Annotated in this window: 18 protein-coding genes and 1 tRNA gene; 9 read left to right on the top strand and 10 right to left on the bottom strand. The window is 51.1% G+C overall.

The genetic code is table 11. The annotated features are described in order from the left end of the window. Positions 1-468 precede the first annotated feature (468 nt). The 5 genes from glyQ (at position 469) to VB741_RS22670 (ending at position 4,762) form a co-directional block, all read left to right on the top strand. Complete coding sequence (gene glyQ / locus VB741_RS22690) at positions 469-1,341, top strand: glycine--tRNA ligase subunit alpha (RefSeq protein WP_323367495.1); 873 nt, start codon at positions 469-471, stop codon at positions 1,339-1,341. Between the two features lie 23 nt (positions 1,342-1,364). Then, on the top strand, positions 1,365-2,399 hold the full coding sequence (locus tag VB741_RS22685; RefSeq protein ID WP_323367494.1) for a hypothetical protein: 1,035 nt from the start codon (positions 1,365-1,367) through the stop codon (positions 2,397-2,399). Between the two features lie 78 nt (positions 2,400-2,477). Beyond that, the gene (locus tag VB741_RS22680; RefSeq protein ID WP_323367493.1) at positions 2,478-2,966 is read left to right on the top strand and encodes a DUF4079 domain-containing protein; all 489 of its coding nucleotides are present in this window, start codon (positions 2,478-2,480) and stop codon (positions 2,964-2,966) included. Between the two features lie 136 nt (positions 2,967-3,102). Next, positions 3,103-4,611, top strand: a complete 1,509-nt coding sequence (locus VB741_RS22675) for a ComEC/Rec2 family competence protein (RefSeq protein WP_323367492.1) — start codon at positions 3,103-3,105, stop codon at positions 4,609-4,611. Positions 4,612-4,675: 64 nt separating this feature from the next. Continuing rightward, a tRNA-Ser gene (locus VB741_RS22670) sits at positions 4,676-4,762 on the top strand. Between the two features lie 387 nt (positions 4,763-5,149). On the opposite strand, the gene VB741_RS26515 is transcribed toward VB741_RS22670, so the two are convergent. Then, positions 5,150-5,248: a DnaJ domain-containing protein gene (locus tag VB741_RS26515; protein WP_442786433.1), complete on the bottom strand. Its 99-nt coding sequence runs from the start codon at positions 5,246-5,248 to the stop codon at positions 5,150-5,152. A gap of 216 nt (positions 5,249-5,464) precedes the next feature. On the opposite strand from VB741_RS26515, the gene VB741_RS22665 reads away from it, so the two are divergent. Next, positions 5,465-6,472, top strand: coding sequence for an adenosine kinase (locus VB741_RS22665; protein ID WP_323367491.1), 1,008 nt, complete (start codon positions 5,465-5,467; stop codon positions 6,470-6,472). Positions 6,473-6,502: 30 nt separating this feature from the next. Here VB741_RS22665 and VB741_RS22660 read toward each other — a convergent pair whose 3' ends face one another. The 5 genes from VB741_RS22660 to VB741_RS22640 form a co-directional block, all read right to left on the bottom strand. Further along, a complete protein-coding gene (locus tag VB741_RS22660; RefSeq protein WP_323367490.1) occupies positions 6,503-6,700 on the bottom strand; it encodes a hypothetical protein in 198 nt (65 codons plus the stop codon). A 165-nt stretch (positions 6,701-6,865) separates the two neighbouring features. Then, entirely contained in the window at positions 6,866-7,630 is a 765-nt protein-coding gene (locus VB741_RS22655; protein WP_323367489.1) for a M15 family metallopeptidase, read from the bottom strand. A gap of 27 nt (positions 7,631-7,657) precedes the next feature. Beyond that, positions 7,658-8,326: an imidazole glycerol phosphate synthase subunit HisH gene (hisH, locus tag VB741_RS22650; RefSeq protein WP_323367488.1), complete on the bottom strand. Its 669-nt coding sequence runs from the start codon at positions 8,324-8,326 to the stop codon at positions 7,658-7,660. Between the two features lie 120 nt (positions 8,327-8,446). Beyond that, a complete protein-coding gene (locus VB741_RS22645) occupies positions 8,447-8,746 on the bottom strand; it encodes a hypothetical protein (protein ID WP_323367487.1) in 300 nt (99 codons plus the stop codon). 98 nt (positions 8,747-8,844) lie between these two features. Then, positions 8,845-8,970 (bottom strand): hypothetical protein, encoded by a 126-nt coding sequence (locus VB741_RS22640; RefSeq protein ID WP_323367486.1) that lies wholly within the window; start codon positions 8,968-8,970, stop codon positions 8,845-8,847. Positions 8,971-9,192: 222 nt separating this feature from the next. On the opposite strand from VB741_RS22640, the gene VB741_RS22635 reads away from it, so the two are divergent. Further along, positions 9,193-9,720, top strand: coding sequence for a hypothetical protein (locus VB741_RS22635; protein WP_323367485.1), 528 nt, complete (start codon positions 9,193-9,195; stop codon positions 9,718-9,720). Positions 9,721-9,762: 42 nt separating this feature from the next. On the opposite strand, the gene VB741_RS22630 is transcribed toward VB741_RS22635, so the two are convergent. Continuing rightward, the gene (locus VB741_RS22630) at positions 9,763-10,590 is read right to left on the bottom strand and encodes an SDR family oxidoreductase (RefSeq protein WP_323367484.1); all 828 of its coding nucleotides are present in this window, start codon (positions 10,588-10,590) and stop codon (positions 9,763-9,765) included. A gap of 170 nt (positions 10,591-10,760) precedes the next feature. On the opposite strand from VB741_RS22630, the gene pcrA reads away from it, so the two are divergent. Then, positions 10,761-13,118, top strand: coding sequence for a DNA helicase PcrA (pcrA, locus tag VB741_RS22625; RefSeq protein ID WP_323367483.1), 2,358 nt, complete (start codon positions 10,761-10,763; stop codon positions 13,116-13,118). Between the two features lie 358 nt (positions 13,119-13,476). On the opposite strand, the gene VB741_RS22620 is transcribed toward pcrA, so the two are convergent. Beyond that, positions 13,477-14,661, bottom strand: a complete 1,185-nt coding sequence (locus tag VB741_RS22620; RefSeq protein WP_323367482.1) for an aldo/keto reductase — start codon at positions 14,659-14,661, stop codon at positions 13,477-13,479. A gap of 270 nt (positions 14,662-14,931) precedes the next feature. Further along, complete coding sequence (locus VB741_RS22615; protein ID WP_323367481.1) at positions 14,932-15,801, bottom strand: M23 family metallopeptidase; 870 nt, start codon at positions 15,799-15,801, stop codon at positions 14,932-14,934. A gap of 618 nt (positions 15,802-16,419) precedes the next feature. On the opposite strand from VB741_RS22615, the gene VB741_RS22610 reads away from it, so the two are divergent. Further along, entirely contained in the window at positions 16,420-17,607 is a 1,188-nt protein-coding gene (locus VB741_RS22610) for an AGE family epimerase/isomerase (protein ID WP_323367480.1), read from the top strand. On the opposite strand, the gene VB741_RS22605 is transcribed toward VB741_RS22610, so the two are convergent. Continuing rightward, positions 17,604-17,810, bottom strand: coding sequence for a hypothetical protein (locus VB741_RS22605; RefSeq protein ID WP_323367479.1), 207 nt, complete (start codon positions 17,808-17,810; stop codon positions 17,604-17,606). The two genes, VB741_RS22610 and VB741_RS22605, sit on opposite strands and share 4 nt — an antisense overlap. Between the last annotated feature and the right edge of the window lie 1,336 nt (positions 17,811-19,146).

The following is a 19,146-nucleotide window of genomic DNA, read 5'->3' as shown; positions in this document are numbered from 1 at the left end:
CAATTTCAAACTAAAAGAAATTAACAGGATTATTTCTAGAATCTCAAACTATTTAACTGTCTAGGTTCTGCGCCCTCTCTGTCAGGGTTTCATCCCCTCCGTCTCGAGCGCTTTACTAATATAGCGGTACGTCTGGACGAAGTCAACATATTCGTCAGTTATTTTTTTGACTTCTTGATCCCTTGTGATTAAAGGGTTTCAGGCTTAATGACTCAGGTTTGCCCCGCTTTTCTTCACTTTTCCTTTGTCTTCTTTTATACAAATTTCCGCTCGGATCACCTCGGGGTTAATTGGTATCGCCTGATGCCAATGGATCATGTGGGTTATGACTTTAGGTATTAAGTGGCTGCTACTGATTTCATTAGCTGAGTGCTACTCAGTTAACCTTTCTGGTGGGGGTACTAGCGCTTTTTCCTCACTTCAGAGGAGAATGTGACGGTCATACATATATATGTAGGGGAAAGTGCGGTGAATTTTCAGTCTGTCATTGCTACGCTGCACGGGTTTTGGTCGGCGCAGGGATGCTTGATTGTTCAGCCCTATGACACGGAGAAGGGGGCGGGTACGAAAAGTCCCCACACATTTTTGCGGGCCATTGGACCAGAACCTTGGTCAGTGGCCTATGTTGAGCCCTGCCGTCGTCCTGCCGATGGTCGATACGGGGAAAATCCAAATCGTTATCAGCACTATTACCAGTACCAAGTGCTGATTAAGCCATCGCCTAGTAATATTCAGGACCTATATTTGGAATCCCTCAGGGCATTGGGGATCAAACCGGAGGATCATGACATCCGGTTTGTGGAGGATAACTGGGAAGATGCAGCGGTCGGTGCTTGGGGTGTCGGCTGGGAAGTTTGGCTGGACGGCATGGAGGTGACTCAGTTTACGTACTTCCAGCAATGTGGCGGGTTGGATTGTAAGCCGGTGTCCATTGAGATTACCTATGGTCTAGAACGATTGACCATGTACTTGCAGGAGGTGAATGCGATCGCAGAAATTCAATGGAACGATCACATCACCTATGGCGATATCCACATGCAGGGTGAGATCGAATGTTCCACCTATAATTTTGAAGCCTCCAATCCAGAACTGCTCTTTAATCTATTTACGCTGTATCAGAAAGAAGCTGAACAGCTATTGGATAAGGAATTGGTGTTGCCCGCTTATGATTTTGTGCTCAAATGCTCCCATACTTTTAACCTATTAGACGCGAGGGGAGTCATTTCGGTAACCGAGCGAACCCGGTATATTCGACAAGTCAGAAATCTAGCTCGCAGGGTGGCCCAGGTTTACCTAGAACAAAGAGAAACCCTAGGATTTCCACTCCTACAGCCCCAGTAGCGGCAGCTAAGACGTTCTAAGCCATGGATAAATACTTGCTAGTCAAAGGCACGGCAGGCCTGGGGAATCGGATTTTTGCCCTCGTCACCGCCATCCTTTATGCCCGCATCAGTGGTCGAATTTTAGCCGTTGACTGGCGGGATAGTTATTATTCCAGTGATGGTCAGAACGTATTTTTTGATCTATTTGAGCTGCAAAATACGCCTTTTATAAAAACCATTCCTGAGGCTGCATCCATTTATCCTTGGCGATGGCTTGGCCGGATGGATGAATCCATCGGCCAAGCCATCGCCAAGGATGTGGAATTACTCGATACCATGGGGCAAGCCGTCCTCAGAAAGTATGCCTATGACGTCAGAAAGGTGAACTATCCGGAGGACATCGTCATTGCCGCGGGGTACAACGAAGAAATTGATCGGCTGCGGCCAGCATTTTCAGGGGAATATCAGCACTTCAAAAAAAGTCCAAAAGGTAGCATCTTTAGGGAGACCTTTCATCGGCATTTACGGTTGGCCCCAGCCATTCAAGACCGCATAGAGTCCTTTAAACGTCAGCATTTTACCGATCAGCCCACCATTGGCATCCACATCAGACAATCCGATAAGGCCATCAGCTACCCATGGTACAAAAGGGCTCTGGCCAACCATGTGGAACGTTATCCCAATTCCCGCATCTTTCTAGCCACGGACAACCGTGATGTAGAAACTGAAATTAGCAGTCTCTATCCCCATGTTTCCGTGGTGGATAAGTGGCTACCACCTCCAGGGGTAAAGGCCCATGGCAACACAACCTGCCCTGACTTGAAGGAACATGCCATTGAAGCTTTATTAGACCTCTTTTTACTCACCAGTTGTAACCATCTGATTTATTCCAGAACCACATCCTTTGGTCTGTTGGCTGGCTATATTTCCCTAGCCCCGGTGGAACATCATTTTGATATCCAAACCTATAACGATCAACGAAAAAAGGGCCTGAAGCAAAGGATAGCTACGATTACTCGTAAAATTAAGCACACATACAACTATTGCATGGGCCTAATTAAGTTAGGTGACTCCTGAGGACAAATCTATTGCGACACCTGAACACCCCTGCAAGAATGAAGTCAAAGATCAACGCGTTAGGGATATTGATTTGCCGTGGCTTCTAGTTTAAGAGCATATTTAGAACCGATTGCCAGCTGGTTTGCCCAGTTTGGTTTACCCGAACCCATTACCCACTGGGGTCATCCAGCAATGATGGGCATCGTCATTTTTGCTATGGGTAGCAGTGCGGCCATCGCCGGCTGGAAAATTCGCACAGGTGAACCAGATGCCACCATGGCCTCTATGCCTGTCCGCAAGTTTCACAAAAAGGTGGCCCTGTGGATGACCACATTCATTGGTATGGGCTATACCGGTGGTCTGCTTTCCCTGGTAATGCAAGATCAACCCATTCTGGAAAGCCCCCATTTCTGGACCGGTTCCGCCGTATTGGCATTGTTGGGCCTCAACGGCGCGATTTCTATGAGCAAGTTTGCTGGGGGCAAAGACTCTTTACGCACGGTCCATGCTTACATTGGTACGGCTGCTTTGGCTCTCATGTTCTTCCATGCCGCCTTGGGATTGAAGTTGGGCCTATCTATTTAAGCGGTAAGCCCTAGGCGACACGCCCTAGGATCAAAAACGCGCCTCTACTTCAAGAGGAACCTCGGGAAATATAACCAAAAGCGCTGCTCCTATTTAGAAGCAGCGCTTTTGGTGTTGTCTTCTGTGGGTAATCGTTATGACATCTTGGGGACCGATTGTTATCTGTTGTGGCTATATTCTGGGGTTAATGTCCACGGGCATTGAGCTCGGTCAGTTCCATCAGCCCATCGCCAGCTATGGGCTGGTCATCGTGGGGCTGGGATGTAGCTTTTGGATGCCCAAGCAATGGCGGCTGGGACCCACGGGACGTCAATGGCTCCTGGCAGGAATCATCGCCTCAGTAGGAGCGGTTTATTGTCTATGGCGTATCCCTCAACCAGCGGTTGATGATGTCAGTCGATATGCGCCCGGCAGCTATAGCGCTTACGGAGAGGTGATCTCCCTGCCCCAGGTAAATCGCAGTGGCAAGGGCAAGTTTTGGCTCGACACCCACGGTGTCCAAAACCGAGGAAAGGATGCCGCTTTTATCAGCCGACAACCGGCTAGCGGCAAATTATATGTAACGGTCCCCATAGAACAAACGGAAAATCTATATCCAGGGCAGGTCGTTAAAGTAACGGGCCGACTCTATGAACCCAGTGCATCTCAGCAGCCAGGGGAGTTTGACTTTAAGGCCTACCTGGCTAAACAGGGTAGCTTTGCCGGACTGAGCGCTAAGTATATAGATGAATTACCCAACACAGAACAGCCCCAACCGGGCCTCTGGCAGGTGAGGCAACGCATCGTCAAAGCTCAAGGTCGTTGGCTGGGAGACAAAGGCACGCTCATTAGTGCCATGGTGCTGGGGCGGCAAGCGGTGGACCTGCCCTATGATCTGAGCGATGCCTTTATCCAAGCGGGGTTAGCCCATACCTTGGCGGCGTCTGGTTTCCATGTTGCTCTGGTGCTAGGTTTGGTGCTATCGCTGCTCAATTGGCAACCGGCCCGGACTAAGGCCATGGGGGGCAGCCTTGCCCTACTGATATATGTGGGGTTGACGGGATTACAGCCCAGCGTAATGCGGGCTGCGCTCATGGGGTTTGGGGCCATGCTGGGTATGGCGTTGGAGCGTAAGGTCAAGCCTTTATCCTGTTTAGGCTTGGCAGCGTTTTTATTATTGGTTTGGAACCCCCGTTGGATTTGGGATATTGGCTTTCAGCTGAGTGTGATGGCCACCTTGGGGCTGATGGTGATGGCCACAGCTTTGGCCAAACGCTTGGACTGGATGCCGGGTGCGATCGCAACGCTGCTATCGGTCCCCATTGCAGCCTACCTTTGGACATTACCCCTGCAGCTTTATCACTTTGGCGTTCTGCCGTCCTACAGCATTATTTTGAACACCATTGTCACGCCGTTAATCACATTGGTGAGTCTGGGCGGATTTATTAGCGCCATGGTTAGCTTGATTTGGCCCTTGGCGGGAAGTGCGATCGCATGGCCTTTAGCCATACCAGTTCAGATTTTAATTACATTGGTTCATTGCTTTAATCAACTACCCGGTAATCAGCTACCGGTCGGAAATATTCCCGCTTGGCTCGTAGTCATAAGCTATAGCTTCTATGGCATCATTACAATTTGGTTAGCTCGACGAAGTCGAACCGTCTAGGCTAGAGGCGTGCACCTCGGTGTAGAATAGACTGGCCTTGGGCAAAGGCTTAATATAGGCCCCTGGAGAGGTGGCAGAGTGGTTGAATGCGGTAGATTCGAAATCTATTATGGATTTAGGTTCATCGGGGGTTCGAATCCCCCCCTCTCCGTTTGGTAGCAAGGCTTTCAGCCTTTGCTAATATACTGAAAAAGACTTCCTCAAAGTAGCTTTTTTAAGCTGAAAACAGGTGATTGTGGACTGTTTTTAGGGAAGATATGGGGAAGAATTTTGCACTTGAAAAAGGTGATATAAGCCTCCACCTGCATGCAACTAACCAGCAGTTGGCAAAGGTCAGTTTGCGGCAAAAGGAGGGAAAGTTATACGTCCGGGGCAAAGCGAATGATTCATTTCCGCTGATCGCTTACCCAGACGGGCTACCCACTATGCCGCTCAACTCAGCATCCTTGTTAAAAGTCCTGCCAACTGGTTTATCGAAATCAACTTTTTCTCGGCCTGTTTCTAACTGGTCTGGCTGGTTTGAAAACTTATCGAGATGTCATTTCTGGCCAAGCTTTCGGTAGGCCTGTTTAATCTCTTCTTGGGTACTGCCAGGGGCTAATTCGAGCACCCGATAATAGTTGTTTAAGCTTTCCATTCGCCCACTTACGGGCAACATTTTCTAGTCTCTGGAGCAAAGGGCTCTCTGGAGCAAAGGGCTCTTTGGAGCAAGGACTCTCTGTACTCTGACAGCAGCCCGTTCTCAGGCTTTTAACTGTAAATGGTTAATAAACCATTTACCTGTTCCATTGCGACCTAGGGTGATGAGCGGGATAATAAGCGAGCAAAATTATCCATCTCCCTAGCGATTACCATGACCACAAATCCACCCAAATATGATGTTTACGGCCTGGGCAATGCTCTGGTGGATATAGAATGTGCTTTGTCCGTAGATACGTTGGCGACCATCGGTATGGACAAGGGGGTGATGACCCTGCTGGATGAGGCGGTGCAGAATACTGCCCTGGCCCAGCTTAAGGCTTATGATACCAAGCGGTCCTGTGGTGGCTCTGCGGCTAACACTATTATTGCCATTAGCCAGCTGGGGGGCCACACCTTTTATTGTTGCAAGGTGGCGGATGATGACTATGGTCACTTTTATACCCAGGATCTGGTGGACTGTGGGGTGGAGACAAACCTGACGGGCCAGGCGGCGGCAGCGGGGATTACGGGCAAGTGTCTGGTGCTGGTGACGCCGGATGCGGATCGGACCATGGGTACATTTTTGGGGATTTCATCAGAGCTGTCGGATCAAGATTTGGATGCGGATGCGATCGCATCCTCCGCCTACACCTACATCGAAGGATTTCTAGTCACCGGCGAAAATAGCAAGCAGGCGGCCATCAAGGCCCGTTATCTGGCCAAGTCCGCCGGGCGGAAGCTGGCCATGTCCCTATCGGATTACAACATGGTGAAATTCTTTCGGCCAGGGCTGTTAGAAATGATTGGCGACGGGGTGGACCTGCTCTTTGCCAACGAGTCCGAAGCCCTGCTCATGGCAGATACCGACGACTTTGCCGTAGCCATTGACTACCTAAAAACCTTGGCCCACACCTTTGCCATTACCCGAGGTCCCCAGGGCTCCATTCTCTTCGACGGGGAACAGGTAATCGAAATCGCCCCCTATCCGGTAAAGGCCATTGACACCGTCGGCGCCGGTGACATGTATGCCGGCGCCCTGCTCTATGGCATTACCCACGGATTGAGCTGGGCCCAGGCTGGCACCTTGGGCTCCATGGCCTCCGCCCAGCTGGTGACGGCCTATGGGGCCAGAATGGAGACGGCGGCGTTGCAGCAGATATTGGCCCAGGTAGTGGGATAGGGCGTTTGCCGGGATGCCCAACCATTCGCTTTAGGCATCATCGCCCGCTGGGAAGGCATGGTAAATCTTATGGATGCCTTCCCAGCCGTCTTTTTTGCCGGCGTTCTGCCTGGCAATTTTTTCGGCTGATTGGACACTGGTGGCATGGACTGCCACCAAGGTTTTCGTACCCCATTCAGAGACTAAGACGTAGTATGGGGTTTGGTCAGAATCCGATCGAGACAGCATGGCATATGCACCAGGAAACTACATCGCCATCGGCGAAGGCATCCGTCAATGGCTATAGACAACTCCAGGTATTGCTGGGGGTTTTAGCTTATTCACGGCCATGGGAAACAAAGGTTTACATAGCCCAATGGCCCGGTTTATTGGGTAACGTTTAGCCGATGAGGTTTACTGGGCTCGGCCATAGTGGGCGACGGCTGCATTCTGGCTGGCGGCAGCCTGGGTGAGACCTAGCCAGGCCCAGAGCTGATCCCCCAGGGAGAAATGCCACCATTCATTGGGGTGTTGACGAAACCCGGCGGAATCCATGGCCTGGGACAGGATGGTGCGATGGTGGTGAAAGGTTTTAGCACCGGGCTGGTCAGCACCGGACTGGTCAGCCGTGGTCTGCTCAGAGCTAGTCTGCTCAGAAAAATAATTTGGATAGGACCGGGGGGAGATTTCATCAATAGCGGAGCCCATGTCCACCACCTGGTTCTGGTGGTCCACTAGAGTGATGTCGATGGCGGCTCCGGTGCTGTGGGGTGGCGGGGTGGCCAGGTCGTGACTAGGGGCGGCCCAAAACTGATACACCTGGTTTAGCAGCTCTTCCTGGGGAGGTTGCCTGTCTGTTTCTCCAGAGTGTTCATGCTGCCAAAGCTGTAACAGTTGTCCATAGGTGTAGTCCACCATAAACTGCTGAACCGCAATGGGACGATAGGCATCAAAAATTTGAATCCGCCAGCCGGGATATTGTTGTTGCAGGTTGGCTTGGGCCTGGAGCAGGGCCGCCAGTACCCCCTGCCGCACATAGTATGGGGACCGCTCGCCATAGGGAGCACCCAACACCGCATAGGGATGGGGCTCCACCACGGCAAACTGTTCTAGGGGAATCGCCACCAGGGGTTCGCCACAGTCTTGAATGGGAATGCGTTGGTAGGGTTTAGACGCCATTGACAATGAGACACCCTTAACAGAAGACTAACTCACAACAGCGGGTTGGTTAACCATGTCAAGGGTGGCCCTGGGAGCGGTGACCATGTCAACAAAGTTGGCCAACAGCTGTAGCCCTGTTTTGGCAGACTTTTCGGGATGGAACTGGACCGCCATTAAATTGTCTTTGGTGACGGCGGCGGCGACGGTCTGGCTGCCGTGGGTGACGGTGGCGGAGACAATGGCCGGGTCAGTGGTTTCGGCATAGTAGGAGTGGACAAAGTAGACCCACTCCTCGGATGCAATGTTGGCCCAGAGGGGGTGCTTGGGCTGGGTGAGGTGGAGCTGATTCCAACCCATGTGGGGAATGGTAATACCAGGTTCTGGCTTGAATTTACGCAGGGTGCCCTTAAGTACGCCGATGCCCGATTCCACCCCTTCTTCAGAGGCTTCAAACAATAGTTGTAGGCCAACACAGATGCCCAGAAAGGGTTTGCCGCTGGCGATGACGTCCCGGATAGGCTGGGTCAGGTTGCGATCGCACAAATTTTTCATCGCCGGGTCAAAGGCCCCCACCCCAGGCAGCACTACCCCATCCGCCCGATGCAGCACCTCCGGCTGGTCGGTCACTATCGGTGTGGCCCCCGCAAACTCCAGACCTTTACAAGCCGAGTGCAGGTTACCCATGTCGTAATCAATCACAGCGATGGTCGGCATATATCCCTCTAGATCAGCGATTAATGCTCTATAGTATCTGCTTGTCTAAAGGATGGGTAGCTCTTTCCATGGCGTTAGGGGCCTAAACCTAAAGCCAAACCCAAGTCTAAACTGGGAGCGCTAATGCTTAAACAACCCGCAGATCACCTGGGTAGCAATATCCTCAGACACATGACGACCGTCCCGGCTAACGTACTCCCCCGTGCGGCAGTTGTAGCGCCCCATGGGACGGCGCACATCATCCACCTGTACCTCAGCCCGATATTCCCAATAGTATTTGGCACTGCGGGTGATTTTTAGCACACACACCTGGTGTTCAGCCACCGAACGACAAAGGGGGGCCGCCTGGGCTACCGGCATCAGCCACAGACTGCAGGCCAGCACCAGCAAACACCCTAGCCAATATCGTCTTTTAACCAACCTCGCCAGCCAATATCGTTTTTTAACCACCCTTACCCTATAACACCCTGGTCCCACCTAGCCCGCTCCAAAGATACTAGCGGACCAAGTTTTATCGCCTAACGCCGCTGCGAAAGATCAGAGGAAACTTGCAACAATAAATCGGCATTCCCATGCTCACCATGATCGAGGGAAAGCTGGGCCAACTCAGCCAGCACAGCCCGCCAACCATAGTTAGAAACCATCTGCCGTAGAGCACTCGTCAAATTGCAATTCATCGTTTTTATCAATTTTCTTCAGTATTTCTTAAGACCTTTTGATAATAATCTGTCCAGAATTTAAGTCGCCTCAGTGGCCATTGGGATATACCAAGTTTGTTTTATCGGTAAAGGCTCCTGCGCATTGCGCAAGGGGAGGTGGTGGTTGATTGATAGGATAACCGTAGTTATACGGAGACCTGATAATCCATGATCTTAGGTAGACATTACGCCAGTGGCCTGTTGCTGGGGGGGATGGTGGCGCTCTCAGCCTGTCAACCCGTTACCACTAACTTCACCACCACCGACTACAGCGCCGTCGCCACCGTGACCTACACCTGGCAGGTACGCTATAACAAGAAAAACAGCCAGGATCGCCCCAACGACACCCGCCTGGAAAAATTCGACACCGTTTCCCTAGCCAACCAAAACGGCGTCCGCCCCGGCAGTGCCGTTACCGGCCCCGACAGCGAAGGTCTATTTTGGCCGGAACTGCCCCCCGAACCCACCGTCAATGACGTCGAATTCCGCCAGGGCGAAAACGAACAGGCTGAAGCACCCGAACTGATTAAGTCCGTTGTCTATGAGCTAACGGTCGATCAGGCGGGTCAGCAAAAGACCCTACCCACAAAATATGAGGTCTACCGTGAGGCAATTAAGGCCCACGCAGCACAAAGACCCTTACAGGTGATTTTGGGACCGCAGGATGGCTCGGTGATCAAGGTAAATGTGCAATAGGGCAAGGCCTATATCTCCTTAGGAGCATAGCCGACTGCGCGGTTAGAAAAAACTAGGATGGATAAACTGGTAGCCTGCTGCCTTAATTTTGGCGTTGGAAACCTTAGCATTGTAGGGTCTGGCGCTGGGCTGGGCTGGGTCCCAGGTAACAGGGGCTAGGTGGTAGCGATCGCAAACCCGATCAATCAATTCCTTAACCGTCGGAATCTCATCCTGGACCAGGTTGTAAATGCCCGATAGGGAGTGCGATCGCACATACTCAATGCCCCCCACAATATCCTCCCGATGCACCCAATTTGCCCATTCATCCCCAGTCCCTGGCCGCGTCTGCCCCGCTGCCCGACTATAAATCCGCTCCAGCGTCCGCCCCGGCCCGTAGATTCCCCCCAGCCTCAACACACACACATCCAGGCCCGACAGCCCCAATAACGTCCGTTCTGCTGCCGCAATTACTTCACCATTTGCCGTCGCCGGTTCTACCCCCGTCTCCTCCGTCACCACCGCTCCCTGGTGCTGTCCATACACCGAATAGGTACTCGTATAAATCAGCTGCTGCACCGCCGTATGGGGCAACACCTGGGCCAATGTCTGAGCCGTTCCCAAATAGGTTTCACCATAGTTCGCCCCCCGTTTAGGCCCCACCGACACCAGCACCACCTGCTGATCCACCAAACAGTCCTGCACTGCCTCCGGGTCCGTCCCCTTCAGCACCAGCACCCGATCCGCCACCGTCCGTAACTCCTCCACCCGCTCCGGGCTCGTGGTGGTCGCCGTCACCGTCAACCCCTGCCGCCGCCAGAGCCGCGCCACCTCCTGCCCCACATAGCCACAGCCAATAATCGCCGCCTTTCCCGTTATGTCACTGGCCATGGTCACCCCCATCTGCTATCTAACAACGAATCCACTCACTGCTCCCCATCCATCACAGTCGACTCTTCTTACAGGAAGATTCAGGTTTCAACTGGGATAGGATTTATCCGCTACATTAGGATACTGATTGGCTCAATCAATACACTACCGGAAAGCCCCCTCGCGCCCTAATGCCCACCTCCGATTTCCTCAGTCAGCTCAACGCCGCCCAACGCCAGGCCGTCGAACATTACTGTGGACCGCTGCTCGTGGTCGCTGGGGCTGGGTCCGGCAAAACCCGCGCCCTCACCTATCGCATCGCTAACCTAATCCTCAACCATCGCGTCGATCCCGAGAATCTGCTAGCGGTCACCTTTACCAACAAGGCCGCCAAGGAAATGAAAGCCCGCATCGAACGGCTCTTTGCCGAGCAAGAAGCCATGGGCCGCCACGGACAGCCCCTGCATCTGCTGCCCGAGCGAGAACAGGTGCAGCTGCGTTCCTACGTCTACAAAACCTTCATCAAGGACCTGTGGATCGGCACCTTCCACGCCCTCTGTTCCCGCATTTTGCGCTTTGACGTTGAGAAGTACCAGAGTCGCGCCGGGCACCGCTGGACCAAAACCTTTAGCATCTTTGACGAATCCGATGCCCAGAGCTTGGTCAAAAATATTGTCGTCAGCACACTCAATTTAGACGACCGCAAGTTTAACCCCCGCTCCGTCCGGTTTGCTATTAGCAATGCCAAAAACCAGGGCCTAGACCCGGACGAATATGACAAAGAGAACCCCAACTTTAAAGGCCGGGTCATTGCCGATGTCTATCGCCATTACCAAGCCGGTCTCGCCCAAAATAACGCCCTCGACTTCGACGACCTGATCCGTCTGCCGGTGCTACTGTTCCGCCAAAATGAACAGGTCCTCGGCTACTGGCACCGACGCTTTCGCCACATCCTCGTGGACGAATATCAAGACACCAACCGCACCCAGTACGATCTGTTGCGACTCCTCACCACCAATGGCGAATCCAACCAAAAATTTGACGACTGGGACCAACGCTCCGTCTTTGTAGTGGGCGATGCCGACCAGTCCATTTACTCCTTCCGGGCCGCTGACTTCACCATTCTGATGAACTTCCAGAATGACTTTGGGGACGAGATGCCAGACGACGACACCCGCACCATGGTGAAGCTAGAAGAGAACTACCGCTCCACTGCCAACATTCTCGCAGTGGCCAACCACCTGATCGACCACAACACCGAGCGCATTGACAAAATCCTCAGGGCCACCAGGGGCACAGGAGAATCCATTTTCTGCTTCAAAGCCGATGACGAGCGGGCGGAAGCGGACTATGTGGTCGGTCAAATCCGCATTCTGATGGAACAGAATCCCGAACTCAAGTGGGGAGATTTTTCCATTCTGTACCGCACCAATGCCCAGTCTCGTTCCTTTGAGGAAGTTCTCACCCGCTATAGTGTGCCCCACAAAGTTGTTGGCGGACTTAAGTTCTATGACCGTCGCGAAATTAAGGATGTCCTGTCCTATCTACGGCTAATCGCCAACTCTGCCGACACCATTAGCCTCAAACGCGCCATCAACACCCCCCGCCGCGGCATCGGCAAAACCACCCTGGAAAACTTGGAAAAAGCTGCGGTGGAGTTGGGTGTGCCCCTATGGGAAATTTTGGCCGACGAGACCTCTGCCAAAACCTTGGCCGGTCGTTCTAGTAAAGCCGTAGTAGGCTTTGCCACCATGATCCAAGGCTGGCAGCAACAGGTGGAAACCATGCCCGCCTCCCAGCTGGTGCAAGAGGTGATCGAAGATTCTGGCTATGTGCGAGCCCTGAAGGAAAAAGGAACCGACGAAGACCTAGACCGCATCCAGAACGTCAATGAGCTATACAACGCCGTCATCCAATTCGAAGAAGAAAACGAAGACGCTACGCTACTCACATTTTTAGCCAGCGCTGCCCTCAATTCAGACATGGACGATGACAAGCAGGGCAATAGCGTTTCCCTCATGACTCTCCACTCCTCCAAGGGATTAGAATTTCCTGTTGTCTTTGTTGTGGGGATGGAGCAGGGGCTATTTCCCAGCTTCCGTTCCCTAGATGATGCCGCCGCTATCGAAGAAGAGCGTCGCCTTTGCTATGTGGGCATTACCCGGGCTGAGGAGCGGTTGTATTTGACCTATGCCCGCGAACGACGGCTCTATGGCAACATGCGGGAAATGGCAACGCCCTCCATGTTTTTGGGTGAGCTGCCGGAGGAGTATATTCTGTCGAATACGGCCACAACGTTGCCGAAGATGCAGGTAATGTCGAAGCAGTCGGCAAAGCTGAAGAATCCTGAACCTAAGGTACACAAGCCGGGTACCCATGAGGATGATTGGGGGGTGGGGGAAAAGGTGATGCATGATGCCTTTGGGGAAGGGAGCATTACCCATATTTTTGGAGCAGGCAATAAAATATGTCTAGCGATTAAGTTTCCGGGGTTGGGCAAGAAAATTATTGATCCAAGGGTGACTACTATTACTCGAATTGAGTCATAGTTTTGATAGATCGAGTTACGCTGTAACAAGGCAATTGTTAAAATTTCGAATGACGCGGGAACCCAACATTATTGTTTTAGATGAGCGTTAAATCGTCCATGAGCCCAGATGGGAGAGAGAATCGATGATCAGCTGAGGTCAATCGATCAAGTTGTTGTTAGAAGTCGTTTTAACCCACTGGCGCGATGATTACCGGGTTAAATTTGGAGACTATGAAGCGTTAGGGATCCAGGTCTCTGGATCTGCCACCAAAGTGGAGCCGTGGAGGCTTGGGAAATAGAGGTAAGAGACATGATCATGTACCTGGTAGTCCTGCCCAATACTCTAAACGCAATAGCCCCTTATGGTTAGGCAAGTTCTACGATTCTGACAGGCGTTTAACCTGTGCCCCAGCCAACCGTTGGTGAATGTCCGCCAACCGCTGGGGAATCACATCCTGGTGGGGACTGTGCTGTAAGCAGCGGCTGAGGTCCAACGAGGCCACATTATCGGCCCGAGAACCAGGAAACCAGTGGCTAGCGCCGCCACCCAGCAGGTTATAGCGGGCCGCAGCATACTCGGTCATGTCGTAGGCGTCCATCAGGTTGCCAAGCCAGAGGATGATGGGGATGTTGATGCTGTTGGGGGTGTCGGCGGGGGTAGGTAAGCCGACATTCCAGGTTTTGTACCAGGTTTCGCCTAGAGTTGCGATCGCACCTTGCTCCAACTTCGCTAAAATCGGCGCCAACACCTCATCCGCCCGGTCTATGAGCGGCAGCGTTTTCATATGCTCGTCAAAGTCACTGGGCTGGGCTGCCCCCAAGCTCAGAGTATGCACCTGGGAATGACTCAGGCAAAACAGATTATTAAACACCATAGGGCTCAGTGGGGCACATAGATCCATCAGCTTCGGCGGCGGTGCATACAGATGACCACCCTTGTCCGACGGGCTAATGATAAACACCCCCACATCGTTTTTCTGTGCCGCTTCAATGGCAGGCCAGTTATTTTGAAAAATGTAGTACCAGTGCAGATTCATATAGTCGAACTGCCCGGTGTTAACGGTGTCCACCAAGACATTCGTCGGGCCATGGGTCGAAAAGCCCACATGGCGCACACGGCCCTGCCGTTGGAGGTCCCGCACCACGTCCATACAGCCGCCGGGGCGTAGGGTCCAGTCCAGCAGCTGATGGGTATTAATGCCGTGAATCCCCAGCAGGTCCACATAGTCCAGCTGTAGGTTTTGAATGGACGTTTCGAAGGTAGCGAGGAATTCTTTCGGGTTTGCGCGGGGGGTGACTTTGGTTTGAACGATGATGCGATCGCGATCCAACGTAGGCAGCACCTTACCCAGCTGAATTTCCGAAGTACCGTAGCCACGAGCGGTTTCGATGTGGTTAATGCCCAGCTCCACAGCGCGGTGAATCGTAGCATCTAGGTTTTGCTGATTTTTTGCTGGGATCTTAGATAGCGGTACGTCTTGCCAGGAATGTTGGTACCGCATGCCACCGCAGGAAAACACCGGCATTTGTAATTCTGTGCGGCCAAATCGACGATATTGCATGGGATCACAGGGGAGCTATTCCTTGATTAGTATGCAAGATTTAAATTGATTTTGCCTGTTGGACTTTTCTGACGCCCAGCTGATGTATAAGCAGGACGCTAACTCGCCATGGAGGCACTGGCGTTATTACCCTCTATTTTGCAACAGGTCTACCAATCATCATCTGCAACAAAATGCCCGGGGATGATGGTGGGATTGTTATAGATCACCGCCAACAACAACACGGCGATTACTGTTGTTGGCAATTACTATTCAGACAGGCACTGTATCTTATTCGAAACCGCCATAGCGCCAGGGCACTGGGTCTACCGCCACCTCGTTTATGTATAGCCCCCAATGCAAATGCGGACCCGTGGCAGCACCTGTAGAACCAATCGCCCCCACACGCTGACCTGCCCTCACAAAGTCACCTTCATTCACATCAATCCGGCTGAGGTGAATCATGATACTCAACAGACCCTGACCATGATCGATGCCAACGGTATTGCCATGGAGTTCAAAGCCATCACTTACACGACCGACTAAGCGAATATACCCAGCCGCCGGTGCTACGACCGGAGTACCCGTACCAGCAGCATAGTCCACCCCACGATGGTAATAATCTTCAGCAAATTCGCCATTGTAATAACGCCGCACACCATATTCAGAACTCACCCGCCCCTCACTTGGACGGAGCAACGGACCGTTCCAATGTCGTTCAGGACTGACCAGCTGTTTAAACGCATCCACCCGGTCAAACTCATGATCTGTTCCTAGGCTGCCACTGCCTCGCAGGGTGATCCGCTGGGTAGGAAAACTCCGATTCCGCAGACCCACCGTCAGGTTACGGGTTTCCTCCGCACCGTTCACCTGGATGGTCATACTCCCCGGAGAATCGAGGGGGCTAGTGGGAATAAAGGCTCGAAAACGATTATTAGACAATGGAAAGCTGGCATACGCTTTACCCTTTGCCATCACCGTCGGTGCAGGAGTGGCGCTATCCCTAGCCTGCACAATCACCGAGATGGTATCCCCTAACTGGGGAGCGGTAGGGGTAATCGTCACGTCGTAGGCATGGGCCGCTTTACTGGTTAATCCCCATGTCGCTAAGCTACCCGTTGCAAACAGACCTGCTAGTACTTCTCGCCGCCGTATTGCCATACTCGAAGGATTTCCTAATCAATCTTGGCTACCCTCAAATTGCCATTAGGGCAAAACTCAGGTTCTCAATCAATAGTACAGCCTAACTTTTTCCTTTCAGTATTCCAACAACATTCTTTTCCTTAATGGCCAGAATGTTCGCCTAAAGTTGGAAAATATGCTGACAAAAATACCCTATCAGCAGTCAGAAACTTTACCGTTGCTATCTTAAACCTTGTCAGCGTTGATTTTTGTGGCTTGGACTCGGCATGAAGATCATAGCGCAGCAACTCATCAATAAACTAGTGATGAGCGCCGTAAAAAGACTACCTATTTGGGGATTGGCCAGGCTGAAGACGTTACTGACGTTACTATTGATAGCCGCATTGGTCACAGTTTCTTGGTAGCCTAAAATCTCTTGATACTTAAGTTCGGTTAGTTCATCAGACGTCAACATAAAAAATATCCAGTAATGACTTATTCCATTGGGTAGGTGCCCCGTTGATGCCTCACGGCCATAGAATTCCCCCATCAATACTGAACTAACCAATCTAATCTGATGTATCCCAAGTGAAACCAGGAAAAGGGTGAGATAGTGTAATTACGTAAATTTTACGCTGCTTTTCGACGCTGATTCCAATGCTCATCGAACGTTTATCTGCCCGTGATTTTAATGCCCTGACCGAGCTCTATCGGAGCACGTTGTTGGCGTCTGTTTTGCCGTTCTGGCAGAAGTATTCTTTAGATCATGAATATGGGGGGTACTTTACCTGTTTAGATCAGCAAGGCCAGGTTTATGACACCGATAAATTTATCTGGCTGCAAAATCGGCAGGTTTGGACGTTTGCCATGTTATACAACCGGTTAGAACAGCGTTCTGATTGGCTAGCGGTGGCCCGCCACGGGGTGGATTTCCTAGTCCAGCATGGTCGCGATCCGGCCGGTAACTGGTACTTTTCTCTAGATCGCCAAGGTCGCCCCTTGGTGCAGCCCTACAATATTTTTTCCGATTGCTTTGCGGCCATGGCCTTTAGCCAATATGCCCAGGCCAGTGGTGATAGCAGGGCTAAGGATATTGCCCTGCAGGCCTATGACAACGTATTGCGTCGTCAAGACAACCCAAAGGGACAGTACAACAAGGCTTACCCGGGGACTCGCCCGATGAAGTCCCTAGCGGTGCCGATGATTTTGGCGAATCTTACCCTGGAAATGGATTGGTTACTGACCTCTGAACGTCTAGACGCGGTGCTGGATCAGACCGTTCATTCTGTGATGGGAGAGTTTTTAGAGCCCGAGACGGGTTTGGTCTATGAGCACATTGCCCCCAATGGTTCACCCTTGGACTGTTTCGAAGGACGGTTGCTTAATCCGGGCCATGGCATCGAAGCCATGTGGTTCATGATGGATATTGGCCAGCGGCGGCAGGATACGGCCCTGATTAACAGAGCCATTGATACCACCCTGGCAACTCTGGAGCGAGGATGGGATCCCGAATACGGAGGTATTTTTTACTTTTTGGACCGCAAGGGGCATCCACCCCAGCAGTTAGAGTGGAACCAAAAACTGTGGTGGGTCCACTTAGAAACCCTGGTGGCCCTATTGTTAGCCTATCGTCTTACCCAACGAGAAGACTGCTGGCAGTGGTATTGCACTGTCCATAACTATGCCTGGTCACGATTTAACGATCCAGAGCATGGAGAGTGGTTTGGCTATCTAAATCGTCAGGGTGATGTTTTATTGTCCTTAAAAGGCGGCAAGTGGAAAGGCTGCTTCCACGTACCGCGAGCGCTGTACCTAGGGTGGCAACATTGCCAGGCCATGGCTTAACGTTTGGTGGTCTTTTTTACCTGCGAGGGGGGTGTTCCCAATAGTTCACTGGCACAGGTGACCCATTGTTCTGTTTGTTGACGTAGTTGTTCTTCATCCACCCCTTTAAAAGGAAAGTCCCTGTCCAGCTGTTGCCAAAACCCTGGATCGTTATTGTGACTGGATTGGGAAGATGAACCACTGGAAGATTTGTTCGAAGCCATAAAATTTCTTGATCAGCTGAATAGATCATGGGTACTCAACCAAGCTCAAGGTGCCCAATGATACACAGACTTTTAGAATACCGAGAAAACTTAGGTATTCTTGACGACCAACCCTTTTTGGAAACTATGGGGTTTTGACTAGGAACATACTTATTGAAAGGCATCCTGGCCTCAGGATGCCGTAAAAATATCCATTGATAGAAATTATTTACGAACATTGATCAATTAACTGGCATAAACCACCTCCAAGTTGAAGCCTGGAGTTTTCTCTCCGGAAAAACGACCGTTCTGGACATGGGGAAGGCTTGTGTGGTGAAGCTATGGGGCTGGCAGGTCAGCCCAAATCCAGCCCAAATTTGAGATGGCTTTGGCCCATGTTGATGGTGAAACTACCCAGGTTAGTCCGTATTTTCTAGGCTTCAAGGGATGACGCCCGCCATCCTTAAAGACTATGATTAGCAATAAGGGTCATGGCTATGACACTATTCGAAATTGACATAGGTGTCACAGCAATTAGGATTTAACTCCAAAACTATGGTTACAATGCCGCCAAGTATGGTTTTCCTGTTCTCCTGAAGCTGCCTCATTACATCGGGTTCTCAGTAATTACTGATAATTAAGCCAGCTGTAAACGAGTTACGAATGCTCCTTATTGCTAATCAAGCATAGTTCCTGTAAATATTTTTAAGCTAAATCGCTCGCTAATATAGTTCATTTGAACTAATCATGATACCATTTTCCGATACCAGGCTATCTCAAGTAATTTTTTAGTTTGTATTGGAGGCAAAAGAGCAGTATTTATTTCATTCATAGACCTCTATTCATATCATCTGTGGTGCGTATGAATTCTTAAGGCTAGTCTCGAAATAAGACAGAAGTTGTTCCAAATGCTACAGAATTGTTCCTGGATTACCTCTAGAGTTTTGCATTACTTAATCGTCCAATTGGGTAGGTTAGCAAAATATATCCAAGGCGAATGTAAAAGATAATCTGTAGGTGGCCTTGTTAGTTCGGTTATTGCCCAAGGAAAACCGCACCTGTGTACTCAACTGTCTGAGTGATACTGACGACGTGGAGATTGTCGTTTACCCCTGAATCTCTCAGGAAACTCTAAGTTTAGCTGATGTTTATTTCTCATCTGATTAATTTAGGGTAATGAGTATGAAGATGTGTTTTGTGAGAGCTGTTTAGGCTTTCTATGAGAGATGTTTCATCTAGTTAATTCAACCCAGTAGCCAGGGTAAAATTAAACTCATAATGAATCCGACTTGAGTTCGTTTTTCAGAAATATAGGTACATGTTCGGCCTTGACCTAGGCGTTCGAGACGGAATTTAA

It is taken from the genome of Leptothoe sp. PORK10 BA2, assembly GCF_034932105.1.
Taxonomy (GTDB): Bacteria; Cyanobacteriota; Cyanobacteriia; order Phormidesmidales; family Phormidesmidaceae; genus Leptothoe.
The sequence above is the reverse complement of the archived record's forward strand: the minus strand, read 5'-3'. Positions and strand labels throughout refer to the sequence as shown.

What these genes read in the sequence shown, in the direction of transcription:
- VB741_RS22685 (WP_323367494.1), top strand. Translation starts at nt 1,365, where the DNA reads ATGGATAAATACTTGCTAGTCAAAGGCACGGCAGGCCTGGGGAATCGG.
- VB741_RS22675 (WP_323367492.1), top strand. Translation starts at nt 3,103, where the DNA reads ATGACATCTTGGGGACCGATTGTTATCTGTTGTGGCTATATTCTGGGG.
- VB741_RS26515 (WP_442786433.1), bottom strand. Translation starts at nt 5,248, where the DNA reads ATGGAAAGCTTAAACAACTATTATCGGGTGCTCGAATTAGCCCCTGGC.
- VB741_RS22665 (WP_323367491.1), top strand. Translation starts at nt 5,465, where the DNA reads ATGACCACAAATCCACCCAAATATGATGTTTACGGCCTGGGCAATGCT.
- VB741_RS22660 (WP_323367490.1), bottom strand. Translation starts at nt 6,700, where the DNA reads ATGCTGTCTCGATCGGATTCTGACCAAACCCCATACTACGTCTTAGTC.
- VB741_RS22655 (WP_323367489.1), bottom strand. Translation starts at nt 7,630, where the DNA reads ATGGCGTCTAAACCCTACCAACGCATTCCCATTCAAGACTGTGGCGAA.
- hisH (WP_323367488.1), bottom strand. Translation starts at nt 8,326, where the DNA reads ATGCCGACCATCGCTGTGATTGATTACGACATGGGTAACCTGCACTCG.
- VB741_RS22640 (WP_323367486.1), bottom strand. Translation starts at nt 8,970, where the DNA reads ATGGTTTCTAACTATGGTTGGCGGGCTGTGCTGGCTGAGTTGGCCCAG.
- VB741_RS22635 (WP_323367485.1), top strand. Translation starts at nt 9,193, where the DNA reads ATGATCTTAGGTAGACATTACGCCAGTGGCCTGTTGCTGGGGGGGATG.
- VB741_RS22630 (WP_323367484.1), bottom strand. Translation starts at nt 10,590, where the DNA reads ATGGCCAGTGACATAACGGGAAAGGCGGCGATTATTGGCTGTGGCTAT.
- pcrA (WP_323367483.1), top strand. Translation starts at nt 10,761, where the DNA reads ATGCCCACCTCCGATTTCCTCAGTCAGCTCAACGCCGCCCAACGCCAG.
- VB741_RS22620 (WP_323367482.1), bottom strand. Translation starts at nt 14,661, where the DNA reads ATGCAATATCGTCGATTTGGCCGCACAGAATTACAAATGCCGGTGTTT.
- VB741_RS22615 (WP_323367481.1), bottom strand. Translation starts at nt 15,801, where the DNA reads ATGGCAATACGGCGGCGAGAAGTACTAGCAGGTCTGTTTGCAACGGGT.
- VB741_RS22610 (WP_323367480.1), top strand. Translation starts at nt 16,420, where the DNA reads ATGCTCATCGAACGTTTATCTGCCCGTGATTTTAATGCCCTGACCGAG.
- VB741_RS22605 (WP_323367479.1), bottom strand. Translation starts at nt 17,810, where the DNA reads ATGGCTTCGAACAAATCTTCCAGTGGTTCATCTTCCCAATCCAGTCAC.